Source organism: Rhodococcus sp. P4_B6 (genome assembly GCF_056402215.1).
Genome location: NZ_JBFUHV010000013.1, coordinates 17,716 through 30,478 on the forward strand (window position 1 = coordinate 17,716; position 12,763 = coordinate 30,478).

The following is a 12,763-nucleotide window of genomic DNA, read 5'->3' on the forward strand; positions in this document are numbered from 1 at the left end:
CGTCCGGCAGACGGGATGCTGCCAGGACGACGTGACCTAAAGATGCACGATCGGTAAATGAACGTTACCGACCGAACGTGACCCCCGCACGATAAACCGGCACCCCGGTAGGAAAACCTACCGGGGTGCGGATTGAACTGGCGGTTACAGCTACCGCTGCGGGGCGGTGGTGGGCTCGATCGGAGACGGCAGCGCCGTCTTGCCCTCGAGGTACGCATCGACCGCTGCGGCCGCGGAGCGACCCTCGGCGATGGCCCACACGATCAGCGACTGTCCGCGTCCCATGTCGCCGGCCACGAAGACGCCGTCGACGTTGGTGGCCCACTTCGCGGAGCGGGCGACGTTGCCGCGCTCGTTGAGGTCGACGCCGAGATCGGTGAGCAGGCCCGGCTTCTCGGGTCCGACGAAGCCCATCGCCAGCAGGACGAGGTCGGCTTCGAGCTCGAAGTCCGAGCCCTCGACCTTCTCGAAGCGACCCGACTTCATCTCGACCTCGTGGGCCTTCAGTGCGGTCACCTTGCCGTCGGCACCGACGAACCGTTCCGTGTTCACGGAGAAGAGGCGTTCGCCGCCTTCCTCGTGAGCGGACGCGACGCGGTACATCAACGGGTACGTCGGCCACGGGGTGTGCTCGGCGCGGGTCTCGGGCGGTCTCGGCATGATCTCGAACTGGTAAACGCTCTCGGCACCCTGACGGTGCGAGGTGCCCAGGCAGTCCGCGCCGGTGTCGCCGCCGCCGATGATGACGACCTTCTTGCCCTCCGCGGTGATGGTCGGCTGCTCCAGATCGCCGAGCTGCACGCGGTTGGCGATCGGCAGGAACTCCATCGCCTGATGGATGCCGTCCAGCTCGCGGCCGGGGATCGGCAGGTCGCGGGCCTCGGTGGCGCCGCCGGCCAGGACCACGGCGTCGAACTGCTCGCGCAGTGCGTCCGCGGTGATGTCGACGCCCACGTTGACACCCGTCTTGAAGACGGTGCCCTCGGAGTTCATCTGGTCCAGACGGCGGTCGATGTGCCGCTTCTCCATCTTGAACTCGGGGATGCCGTACCGCAGGAGCCCGCCGATGCGGTCGGCCCGCTCGAACACGGTGACCATGTGCCCGGCGCGCGTCAGCTGCTGCGCTGCAGCGAGACCCGCGGGACCGGAACCGACGACGGCGACCTTCTTGCCCGTCGAACGCGTCGGGTGCACCGGCTTGACCCAGCCCTCGTCGAAGGCGCGGTCGATGAGCTCGACCTCGACCTGCTTGATGGTGACGGGGTCCTGGTTGATGCCCAGGACGCACGACGCCTCACAGGGTGCGGGGCACAGCCGCCCGGTGAACTCCGGGAAGTTGTTGGTCGCGTGCAGACGCTCGATGCCGTCGTGCCACCGGTCCTTGTACACCAGGTCGTTCCACTCGGGAATCAGGTTCCCCAGCGGACAGCCGTTGTGGCAGAACGGGATACCGCAGTCCATGCACCGGCTGGCCTGAGTCTTCAGGGTGTCCGACGAGAACTCCTCGTAGACCTCGTTCCAGTCGAGCAGACGCAACGGCACCGGCCTGCGAACCGGAAGTTCGCGTGACGTGTGCTTCAGGAAGCCGCTTGGATCACCCACGAGCTGCCTCCATCACTGCCTCGTCCACGTTCTTTCCATCCTTCTTCGCGGCCTCGATGGCCAAGAGCACCTTCTTGTAATCGCGGGGCATGACCTTCGCGAAATGATTGACCTGCTGCGACCAGTCGGAGAGGATGCGCGCGGCAACCTCGGAGCCCGTCTCGTCGCGGTGACGCTCGATGGCGGACTTCAGCCAGGTGAAGTCGTCACCCGTCAGGTCCTCGAGATCCACCAGTTCGGTGTTGAGGTTGTCCTCGAACGCCTTGTCCGGGTTGTAGACGTACGCGACGCCACCGGACATGCCGGCACCGAAGTTGCGTCCCGTCGCACCGAGGATGACGACCTTTCCGCCGGTCATGTACTCGCAACCGTGGTCGCCGACACCTTCGACGACGGCGGTGGCACCGGAGTTGCGGACCGCGAATCGCTCGCCCACCACACCGCGGAGCAGAGCCTCACCGCTCGTGGCACCGAACAGGATCACGTTGCCGCCGATGATGTTGTCCTCGGCGACGAACCCGGGCGCGGTCTGCAGCGGCGGGCGCACCACGAGGCGTCCACCGGACAGGCCCTTGCCGACGAAGTCGTTGGCATCGCCGTGCAGGCGCAGGGTCATGCCCTTGGGGACGAACGCACCGAAGCTGTTACCGGCCGAACCGGTGAACGTGATGTCGATCGTGTTGTCCGGCAGTCCGTCGCCGCCGTACGCCTTCGTCACCTCGTGGCCGAGCATGGTGCCGACCGTGCGGTTGACGTTGGTGATCGGTGACTCGAACGTGACCTTCTCGCCCTTGTCGAGAGCGTTGCGGCTCTGGACGATCAGCTGCTGGTCGAGCGCCTTGTCCAGGCCGTGGTCCTGGGTGCCCGTGCAGTACAGGTCCTGGTCCATGAACGCCGACTCGGTCTCGTGCAGGATCGGCGACAGGTCGAGGTTACCGGCCTTGCTGCCCTTCCAGTGCTCGAGCGCCTTCGTGGTGTCGAGGACGTCCACCTGCCCGACCGCCTCGTCGAGGGTGCGGAAGCCGAGCTCCGCCAGCAGCTCGCGCACCTCTTCGGCGATGAAGAGGAAGAAGTTCTCCACGAACTCCGGCTTGCCGTTGAACCGCTTGCGCAGCACCGGGTTCTGCGTCGCGACACCCACGGGGCAGGTGTCGAGGTGGCAGACCCGCATCATGATGCAACCCGACACCACCAGCGGGGCGGTCGCGAAACCGAACTCCTCGCCACCGAGCAGCGCGGCGACCATGACGTCGCGGCCCGTCTTGAGCTGGCCGTCGACCTGCACGACGATGCGGTCGCGCAGACCGTTGAGCAGCAGCGTCTGCTGGGTCTCGGCGAGGCCGAGCTCCCACGGGGCGCCCGCGTGCTTCATCGACGTCAGCGGGGTGGCACCGGTGCCACCGTCGTGACCGGAGATCAGCACGACGTCCGCGTGTGCCTTGGACACACCCGCGGCGACGGTGCCGACACCGACCTCGGACACCAGCTTCACGTGGATCCGGGCCTGCGGGTTGGCGTTCTTCAGGTCGTGGATCAGCTGCGCGAGATCCTCGATCGAGTAGATGTCGTGGTGCGGCGGCGGCGAGATCAGTCCGACGCCGGGCGTGGAGTGCCGGACCTCGGCCACCCACGGGTACACCTTGTGCGCCGGCAGCTGGCCGCCCTCACCGGGCTTCGCTCCCTGCGCCATCTTGATCTGGATGTCGGTGCAGTTGGTCAGGTAGTGCGAGGTGACACCGAAGCGTCCCGACGCAACCTGCTTGATCGCGGACCGCCGCCAGTCACCGTTCTCGTCCGGGGTGAAGCGGGCCGGGTTCTCGCCGCCCTCACCGGAGTTGGAACGACCGCCGAGGCGGTTCATGGCGATCGCGAGCGTCTCGTGCGCCTCGGCGGAGATGGAGCCGTAGCTCATCGCACCGGTCGAGAAGCGCTTGACGATCTCGGTGGCGGGCTCGACCTCGTCCAGCGGGACGGGCTCGCGCACACCCTTCTTGAATTCGAAGAGGCCGCGCAACGCTGCGAGGCGCTCGGACTGGTCGTCGACCAGCTTCGTGTACTCCTTGAACACCTCGTACTGCCCGGTGCGCGTGGAGTGCTGGAGCTTGAACACCGTGTCCGGGTTGAACAGGTGGTACTCGCCCTCACGACGCCACTGGTACTCGCCGCCCACCTCGAGCTCGCGGTGCGCGCGCTCCTCGGGACGGTCCAGGTACGCGTTGGAGTGGCGGACCGCGACGTCGGCGGCGATCTGGTCGAGACCGATGCCGCCGAGGCTGGACTGCAAGCCGGTGAAGTACTCGTCGACCAGGTCCTGCGACAGGCCGATGACCTGGAACAGCTGGGCGCCGGTGTAGGACGCGAGGGTGGAGATGCCCATCTTGGACATCACCTTGAGCACACCCTTGCCCGCGGCCTTGATGTAGTTCTGGATGGCCTTGTCGAGGCTGACACCCTGCAGTTCGTTGTTCTGCACCGCCTCGTCGACGGTCTCGAACGCCATGTACGGGTTGACCGCTGCCGCACCGAAGCCGATGAGGAGCGCCATGTGGTGCACCTCGCGGGCGTCGCCGGCCTCGACGATGAGGCCGACCTTGGTGCGGGTCTTCTCACGCACCAGGTGGTGGTGCACGGCCGAGGTCAGCAGCAGCGACGGGATGGGCGCGTACGTCTCGTTCGACTCACGGTCGGACAGGACGACGAGGCGCGCACCGCCGGCGATGGCCTCCGACACCTGGTAGCGGACGTCGTCGAGGGCCTTGCGCAGACCCGCTCCGCCCTCGGCCACCGGGTACAGACCTCGGACGATGACGCTGCGGAAGTTCGGGAATTCACCGTCGTCGTTGACGTGAATGAGCTTCGACAGGTCGTCGTTGTGCAGGATCGGCTGCGGCAGGAAGATCTGCCGGCAGGACTCCGCGGTGGGGTGCAGCAGGTCGTGCTCGGGGCCGATGGTGCCGCCGAGGCTGGTGACGACCTCCTCGCGGATGGCGTCGAGCGGCGGGTTCGTGACCTGCGCGAACAGCTGCGAGAAGTAGTCGAACAGCATCCGCGACCGCGAGGACAGCACGGCGATCGGGGTGTCGGTACCCATGGAACCGAGAGCCTCGGCACCGGAGATCGCCATCGGCTTGACGAGGAGGTTGACCTCTTCGTTGGTGTACCCGAACATCTGCTGACGCAGAACGACGCGCTCGTGCGACATGTAGGTGTACGGGCGGTCCGGCAGGTCGTTCATGTGGGTCAGACCCTGGTCGAGCCACTCCTGGTAGGGGTGCTCGGCGGCCAGTTCCGATTTGATCTCGTCGTCGCTGATGATGCGACCCTCGGCAGTGTCGACGAGGAACATGCGGCCGGGCTGCAGCCGGATCTTCTTCACGACGGTGGCCGGGTCGATCGGCAGGACGCCGACCTCGGAGGCCATGACGACGAGGTCGTCGTCGGTGACCCAGAGGCGGGAGGGGCGCAGGCCGTTGCGGTCCAGGACGGCGCCGATGACGGTGCCGTCGGTGAAGCACACCGACGCCGGTCCGTCCCACGGCTCCATGAGCGACGAGTGGTACTGGTAGAACGCCCGGCGTGCCGGGTCCATGCTCTCGTGCCGTTCCCACGCTTCCGGGATCATCATCAGCACGGCGTGCGGCAGGCTGCGGCCACCGAGGTGCAGCATCTCCAGCACCTCGTCGAACCGCGCGGTGTCGCTGGCGCCCTTCGTACAGACGGGGAAGATCTTCTCGAGTTGATCGCGACCGCCGAAGATGTCGCTGTCGATGAGCGCCTCACGGGCACGCATCCAGTTCTCGTTGCCGGTGACGGTGTTGATCTCACCGTTGTGGGCCACGCGCCGGAACGGGTGGGCCAGCGGCCACGACGGGAACGTGTTGGTGGAGAAGCGCGAGTGCACGAGGCCGAGGGCCGACTCGAGGCGCTCGTCCTGCAGGTCCAGGTAGAAACCCTTGAGCTGCGGGGTGGTGAGCATGCCCTTGTAGACGAACGTCTGGCTCGACAGGCTCGGGAAGTACACGGTCTCGCGACCGGGGCCGTCCTTGCCTGCGCCTTCGCTGCCCAGTTCGTGCTCGGTGCGCTTACGGACGACGTAGGCGCGGCGCTCGAGGTCCAGGCCGGTGAGGGCGTCGTTCTCGCTGCCGATGAAGATCTGCCGGAACGTCGGCATGGCGTCGCGGGCCAGGGCGCCGAGCGACGAGTCGTCGGTCGCGACCTCACGCCAGCCGAGAACCTTCAGGCCCTCGCTCTCGACGATCTTCTCGACGGCTTCGGCGGCGCGCTGCGCGTCGGCCTTGCTCTGCGGCAGGAATGCGATGCCGGTGGCATACGTGCCTTCCGCGGGCAGCGGAAAGTCGACCACGGCGCGGAAGAACTTGTCCGGGACCTGGAGGAGGATGCCGGCGCCGTCACCCGTGTTGGGTTCGGAGCCCGCGGCACCACGGTGCTCGAGGTTCACCAGCGCGGTGATCGCCTTTTCGACGATGTCCCTGCTGCGGCGGCCCTTCATGTCCACGACGAACGCGACACCACAGGAGTCGTGCTCGTTCGACGGGTGATACAGCCCCTGGGGGCCTGGAAGTTGCTTCATACCTAGCCTTCGTATGCCAAAAGATGCACCGACGACCAGCAGCGCTGATGGCCATCAACTTGCAATGCAGGTGCCGTCACGACGTGCTCGGCACCACCGATCGGCTATCGCCCTTTTGCAGCACGCTGGGTGTGGTCCTCGCACCAGGCGACGTGGCTTTTCGGTCGGGTCGGACTTTCGTGGGTCCAACGTGTAACGAAAACGATAATTCAGAACCCCTGACGAAACACAACTTAGGTTGGCCTATTTACCCTCTGAACTGGGCATTGTCGAGGGCGGACCTCGTCCGACTGCACTGAGTACATGTTAAGTGAGCGCGCCGAGGACCGCTGTAATTCCCGCAGTCGGATCGAAATCGAGATCCGGGACGGTGAGCTGGTGAAGGATGAGACCGTCTAGGTAGTCGGTGATCACGACGGCGTCCGAGGCGGGGTTTTTCGAACCCACGAGTTCCAGCATGTCCGCGCCCCATTCCACGAGGGCGCGCCGTGCCGATCCGATCTTCGCGTCGAGCCCCGGCGTGACGGAGGCCTCGACGAAGAGCGCGTATCGCGCGCCCGTGCGGACCCGGTCCGGACCGGTGGAGAATCTCACGAACGCGACCAGCGCGTCGACCAGCGCATGCTTGCTGTCGGGGCGGAGATGCGCGAACTTTTCCCAGTCCTCCCGGTCCCGTTCGACGAGCCGGGTGACGATCCCTTCGAGCAGTGCACCCCGGCTGCGGAAGTAGTTGGACGTGGACCCCTGCGGCATTCCGGCCAGTTCGTCGACGCCGCGGTGCGTGAGGGCCCGTACCCCCTTCGTGCCGAGAAGCGCGATGGCGGCGTCGAGCACCTGCTCCCGTTTGTCTGCCATGACACCGACACTACATCGGTAGTAAATTCACTACACCCGTAGTAGCGTGATGGTCATGACGCACTCCGCAGCAGTCCTCGGCGGCGGCATCGGCGGGCTCGCCGTCGCCCGCTACCTGTCCCGCGCCGGCTGGCACGTCGACGTCTTCGAGCGTGCCGACACCCTGCCCACGTCGGGCACCGCACTCGGCATGTGGCCGCAGGCCCTCGACGCGCTGGACGCGATCGGCGCCGGCGATCGGGTGCGCACGCTGGGATCGCCGCAGCACCGCGGCTCGCTCCTGCGCCCCGACGGATCCGTGATCGGCACCATCGACAACCGCGACCGCACCGCCTACCTGCTGTCGCGGCCCGCCCTGCTGGCCACGCTCGCCGAGACGCTGCCCGACGGCATGATCTCGTTCGGCACCCCCGCTCCCACCCTCGACGCGCTGACGGACCGCGACGTCGTGATCGGCGCGGACGGTCTGCGCAGCCCCACCCGCACGCAACTGTTCGGCGAGAAATTCGAGCCACAGTATGTAGGAGCCACCGCCTGGCGCGGCTGGGTGCCCGGACATCGCGACACAGTCAGCGAAACCTGGGACACAGACGCACTTTTCGGCATCACCCCGCGCGACGGCGAACTCGTCAACTGGTTCGCGTGCATCCGCACCGACGCCGGGCACCCCGGCGGCCTCGACTTCCTCCGGTCCCGGTTCGGGAGCTGGCACGCCGACGTGCGGGCAGTACTGGATGCGGCCACCCCCGACGCGATGCTCCACCACGACCTGTACGAGTCGCCGGCCCTGCCGTCGTACGTGTCGGGCACCACGGCGCTGCTCGGCGACGCCGCCCACGCGATGGCGCCGAACCTCGGCCGCGGCGCGTGCGAGGCCCTCGTCGACGCCGTCACGCTCGGCCGATTCCTCACCGCCGACACCGACATTCACACCGCGCTGCGCCGCTACGACCGCACGCGGCGGCCCGCGACCCGGCGGCTGGTGCGTGGATCGCGCGCCATGTCCGCCGTCGCGATGACCGGCCGCCTCCGTCCGCTGCGCGATCTGACGGTGAGGCTGGCCGCGGGCCTGGCCTGACCGGAATCCGGGGGCGCGGGAACGGTTGCCCGTCTGGTACTTTGCCGCGGTAGGGGGAAGAGAAAGAACCGGGGGCGGTCATGGGGGCGGTGAACGACGGCTGCGGCAGTGCGCCGGCAGCACGGACGGATCTCATCGGGGAAACAACACATCCACCGTGTCGGTGGAGGCATTCTGCTGTGCTCGCTTCCCTCTTTCGGTGCCTCTGATCTGCATCTCTCTTGCGTTTGCTTCGTCAGCGCCAGTCCGTTCGATCAACCATGTCCGTTCGACTTCAGGAGTCACGACTTGAGAATCCGCATGCACGCTCTGGCCGCCGCGATCTCGGTGTCCGCCGCCGCTCTGCTCGGGGCCGCGACGGCACACGCCGCTCCGGCCACAGCGCCGTCGACGTCGCAGCCTGGCGTCACCGATCCCTCGACGCCGCCCACCACATCGCAACCCGGCGTGACGGTCCCGTCCACACCGCCCGGCACGTCCCAGCCGGGTGTCACCGACCCGGCGGCCCCGGCCACGACGCCGCCCGCTCCCCCGCAGGCGCCGCTGGCGGTCCCGGGCGCCGAGACGGCCGCCCCCGCAGCACCCGACCTGGCACAGGGCGAGGCTCCGGCGGAACCGGCACCCGCGGCGCAGTCCGTGCCCGCCGAGCAGGCCGCCCAGCCCGCGACCGTGTGGATCGACCCCGACGACATGCCGAAGTCGCACCAGGCACCCGTCGCCCCCGCCCTGCCCGTGCCGAAGCCGGTGGTCGAGGTGAACGCGGCCGCCGACACGCTGGTCGGCGCGGTGCCGGTGGCCGTCAACGGCCGCCAGTACGGCAACCCCGAGGGGTACGTCGGGACCATCGGTTGGCGCGTCGATGACGCCACCGGCACCGCGGGCGTCGCCGTCGACCCGTCCTCGCCGACCGCCGCCACCGTCTCCGCGTTCTCGGCCGACTCCAACGCCGAGCACCCGACGAACTGGTCGGCACCCGTCGACGTCACACAAGTCGCCGCCGTGATCGCGGACGCCGCCGACCGGTCCCCGGCGTTCGGGCAGCTGGTGCAGACGATCGCGTCCCTGCCCGCACCGCARCTCCCGCAGCTGCAGTCGACCGACAGCGGTCCGGCGACCACCACGATCGGCGGCGTGAACGTGCGCAGCCAGGCGACGCTGCACGTGTGATCCGATTCCCCCGCGCGGAGCCGTCAGGGGTGGGCTCCGCGCGGGGGAATGAGGTGTGGAGGATTCAACTGTGACAGAACCGCCGAACAGGGCAGCCCTCGACCGCTTCTCGCACTGGTACCCGCCCTTCCCGTCGGCCGCGGCACCGACGGTTCCCGTCGCGGAGCCCGAACCCGAACAGCTGCCCCCTCCCCCCGCGCCGACATGGCTGGCGCCGGGCGACGAACCCGATCCCACCCCGCCCGTCCGGGACGGTCGCGGCAAGCGGAAACTCGCGGTCGCCGGAGCCGCCGCAGCGGTGATCGCCGTCGTCGTCGGTGGGGTCGCCGTGTTCGCCTCCACTTCCGGTGACGCGCGCGGAAACCCGGTCGCCGCAGGATGGTGCACCGCATCCCGCGACGGTGCGACGGTGGTCGGCAACGGTCCCGGCGGGACCTCCGACGGCGTCGCCGCGATCCTGGCCTTCGATCACGCCTACTACGTCGCACGAAGCGGCGCGAAGGCCCGCGAGGTGGTCGCTCCCGACGCGCCGCTGGGGTCCGCCGAGACCATCCAGGGCGGCATCGACTCGCTGCTGCCCGAAGGCACCGAGCACTGCCTCTCCATCACCGAAACCGAACCCGGCCACTACGCGGTGACGCTGTCGGAACTGCGACCGGACGGGTCGACGAAACGGTACGAGCAGGTCGTGACCACCGCGGACCGCGACGGTCGCACGTACATCACATCCATTGGAGACGCGAAGTGACCGACCCACTGCAGCAAGCACTTCCGGTGTCGACCCTGGTTCTCGGGGCGTGCGGAGGAGCAGGCGCCACCACGACGACGCTCGGGCTCGCCAACACCGAGGCGGCCCGCGGCGGTGCGGTCGTCGCCGTCGACGCGACTCCCGCGGGCGGCGATGTCGCCGAACGCGGCGCCGACGCCGTGCTGTCGGTGAGTGGCCTGGAGCAGCTGGTGGCCGCCGGCCCCGTCGCGGACGACGTGTTCGACGGGTACTGCTCCCGCACGAGCGCCGGGACCCGCATCCTGAACCGCATCGGCAACCAGACCGCGGCCGACCGTGAATTCCACACTCTCACAGTGGCACTGCGTGCTCGCAGGGTGAGTGCCGTCCACGACCTCGGTCACCGGTTGCGTGCCGCGTACCTCGCGCCGCTGCTGGCCACCCCGTCGCCCATCGTCCTCGTCGTGCCGTGCCGGGCCGACGCGTTCAACCGCCTCCGGTCCGCACTGCAGTCGATCGGCGACACGCTCGGCGAACCCGGACTCGCCCGCACCGTCGTCACCGTGTCCAATCAAGACTCCACCGGTTGGCAGGTGGATCTCGACCTCCTCCGCGAATACCTGGGCGGACAGGTATGGGGCGTCGAGACCATCCCCTACGACGAACACCTCGGCATGGGAATCGTCATCGAACACGGCAAGCTCGCACCCGAAACCCGGGCGGCGTACCAGCGCGTCGCCGCAGCGGCAACGGCCGTGGCCGAAGGTCGTAAGGAACGAGTCTGAGCGCGGCACGTCCAGTACCCTTCCGGGCCGGGAGGACATTCGACATCAGGGGGCTGTCTTGGGGGGAACCCGTTCGGCGCTGCTCCTCATCCCGGGCCGAATTCAACTCGCGAAATCGCACTAAATGCCTTCAACATGCTGATCGACATGCAAAACCAAGCGGTTACCATCGAGGACGAACTCGACGTCGAGCGATCGACAGAGGTCCCTCTCGCTCAGATGCGCGCCATTCTCACCGCCAAGTGATTCCATTCGGTTCGAGCTGAGCCGCTGACATCCGCACACGAATTTGCCATTTGCGCCCGCAATTGCGTGAGATTCTGGCTAATCGGTGTGCAAACGCAACAACAAGCGACTACAGCGCGACCGCCTCACGCCTCCAGCAATTCCTTCAGCTTCTGGAGGTCGGCGGTGACGGTTGCGGCGTCCTGCGCGAATTCTTCGGCGCTCACGCCGTCGCGTCGCCGGATGGTGAAGACGACTTCGCTGTGGTCGCCGTCGGGGATGACGCGGACGGGGTTGTAGACGGTGTCGCCGCCGGGGAGGGTGACGTCGTGGTCGAGGATGCCGTAGTCGTTGGCAGGCGCGAAGGTCACGGCGACCTGGCCCATCGGGGAGTCGGCGAGCCAGCGGTCGCCGTCGCGGGTGATGGTGCTGCTGAGGCCGGCCGCCCAGGCGGGGAGGTTGGCGGGGTCGCTCGCGTACGCGTACACGTCGGCGGCGGTCCGGGCGATGAACACACTGACATGGGTTGATTCGGTGGTCATGACTCCCAGCATCCCCGCTGCACGACCCGGATGATTGAAGAAATCGGACCCCCGGGTGCGCGATGTCCGAAACCTTCAATGCGGGTCCGCCCGAGATCGTTAGCGTTCTGGACATGACCGCAACATTCAGTGCCATCGAACTGGTCGTCCGCGACCTGCCCACGTCGCTCGCGTTCTACCGGCGGCTCGGACTCGACATTCCCGCCGACGCCGATCAGGCGCCGCACGTCGAATTCGAACTTCCGGGTGGGGTCCGCCTGCTGTGGGACACGATCGAGACCATCCGCTCGTTCACCCCCGACTGGACCGAACCTTCCGGCGGGCATCGGATCGCGCTCGCCTTCGACTGCGGGACCGCTGCCGGCGTCGACAATCTCTTCGACGAGATCACGGGCGCCGGGTACAACGGCAAGAAGAAGCCGTGGGACGCACCGTGGGGGCAGCGCTACGCCACCGTCGACGATCCCGACGGCAACTCCGTCGACCTCTTCGCCGCGCTCACGCCGTGACGAGCTGACCGAACGTGCGGCCCGTCAACTCCTGGGCCTCCCGGATCAGGTGGGCCTGGTCGGCGAACCCGGCCATGCCGGCCGCCTGCGCAGCGGGAATGGCCGACCCCGCCAGCCCGACCGCCGACTGCAACCGGAGGATCCGGGCCAGCATTTTCGGCCCGTAACCGAACTGCCGTCGGCACAGGCGGTGCAGTTGACGCTCGCCGACACCGATTCCGTCCGCGACGTCGCGGACGGAGGCCTGCTGCTGCAGAAGTCGCACGACCACGGAGATTCTGCCGTCCGACGGCGGCCCGAGGAGCCGGCGTGACCGCGCGAACTCCTCGAGTGCCCGGCCGGGGTCGGCGGCGTCGGCGATCCTGCCGAGGAATTCTGCGGTAGCGCGGTCGCTCAGCACGTCGGCGAGCGGCACCCGCTGATTGATCAACTCCTCGGCCGGGGTTCCGAGAAGATCCGGCAGAGTGCCCGGGGAACAACGTAACCCGACGTAGTGGTCGCCCGCTCGGCTGCGAGTGAGATACGGGCGGGAGTCCGGGCCGGCCACGACGACGTCGCCGTTCATCCAGATGAGGTCCATGCAGCCGTCCGGCAGGATCGCCGCCTCACCGCCGGCCGCCGTCTTCTGCCACACGACGGCGCCGGGAAACACCGACCGCCGCTCCGTATACATGACCCCATG

Annotated in this window: 10 protein-coding genes; 5 read left to right on the forward strand and 5 right to left on the reverse strand. The window is 68.0% G+C overall.

Going from position 1 to position 12,763, the window contains the following annotated elements; translation table 11 throughout:
* Positions 1 to 150: 150 nt before the first annotated feature.
* From AC1DWT_RS08785 to AC1DWT_RS08795, 3 genes are all read right to left on the reverse strand, one after another.
* Positions 151 to 1,602: a glutamate synthase subunit beta gene (locus AC1DWT_RS08785; RefSeq protein WP_072942810.1), complete on the reverse strand. Its 1,452-nt coding sequence runs from the start codon at positions 1,600 to 1,602 to the stop codon at positions 151 to 153.
* Positions 1,595 to 6,193 carry a glutamate synthase large subunit gene (gltB, locus tag AC1DWT_RS08790; RefSeq protein ID WP_206014161.1) on the reverse strand — a complete coding sequence of 1,533 codons (4,599 nt, stop codon included), beginning with the start codon at positions 6,191 to 6,193 and terminating at the stop codon, positions 1,595 to 1,597. The genes AC1DWT_RS08785 and gltB overlap by 8 nt, the downstream gene beginning before the upstream one ends.
* Before the next feature lie 306 nt (positions 6,194 to 6,499).
* Entirely contained in the window at positions 6,500 to 7,048 is a 549-nt protein-coding gene (locus AC1DWT_RS08795; protein WP_072942804.1) for a TetR/AcrR family transcriptional regulator, read from the reverse strand.
* A gap of 55 nt (positions 7,049 to 7,103) precedes the next feature.
* On the opposite strand from AC1DWT_RS08795, the gene AC1DWT_RS08800 reads away from it, so the two are divergent.
* From AC1DWT_RS08800 to AC1DWT_RS08815, 4 genes are all read left to right on the forward strand, one after another.
* Positions 7,104 to 8,126 carry an FAD-dependent oxidoreductase gene (locus tag AC1DWT_RS08800; protein WP_179377879.1) on the forward strand — a complete coding sequence of 341 codons (1,023 nt, stop codon included), beginning with the start codon at positions 7,104 to 7,106 and terminating at the stop codon, positions 8,124 to 8,126.
* Between the two features lie 300 nt (positions 8,127 to 8,426).
* The gene (locus AC1DWT_RS08805) at positions 8,427 to 9,293 is read left to right on the forward strand and encodes a glycoprotein (protein ID WP_206016122.1); all 867 of its coding nucleotides are present in this window, start codon (positions 8,427 to 8,429) and stop codon (positions 9,291 to 9,293) included.
* 70 nt (positions 9,294 to 9,363) lie between these two features.
* The gene (locus AC1DWT_RS08810; RefSeq protein ID WP_095865474.1) at positions 9,364 to 10,041 is read left to right on the forward strand and encodes a DUF8176 domain-containing protein; all 678 of its coding nucleotides are present in this window, start codon (positions 9,364 to 9,366) and stop codon (positions 10,039 to 10,041) included.
* Entirely contained in the window at positions 10,038 to 10,805 is a 768-nt protein-coding gene (locus tag AC1DWT_RS08815; RefSeq protein WP_206014160.1) for a hypothetical protein, read from the forward strand. Before AC1DWT_RS08810 ends, AC1DWT_RS08815 begins: the two co-directional genes overlap by 4 nt.
* Positions 10,806 to 11,176: 371 nt before the next feature.
* On the opposite strand, the gene AC1DWT_RS08820 is transcribed toward AC1DWT_RS08815, so the two are convergent.
* Entirely contained in the window at positions 11,177 to 11,572 is a 396-nt protein-coding gene (locus tag AC1DWT_RS08820) for an SRPBCC family protein (RefSeq protein WP_174705503.1), read from the reverse strand.
* 113 nt (positions 11,573 to 11,685) lie between these two features.
* On the opposite strand from AC1DWT_RS08820, the gene AC1DWT_RS08825 reads away from it, so the two are divergent.
* Positions 11,686 to 12,081 carry a VOC family protein gene (locus AC1DWT_RS08825; protein WP_095865684.1) on the forward strand — a complete coding sequence of 132 codons (396 nt, stop codon included), beginning with the start codon at positions 11,686 to 11,688 and terminating at the stop codon, positions 12,079 to 12,081.
* Here the strand turns inward: AC1DWT_RS08825 and AC1DWT_RS08830 are convergent.
* Positions 12,071 to 12,754: a helix-turn-helix domain-containing protein gene (locus tag AC1DWT_RS08830; protein WP_095865472.1), complete on the reverse strand. Its 684-nt coding sequence runs from the start codon at positions 12,752 to 12,754 to the stop codon at positions 12,071 to 12,073. The genes AC1DWT_RS08825 and AC1DWT_RS08830 overlap by 11 nt on opposite strands.
* Positions 12,755 to 12,763: the final 9 nt, after the last annotated feature.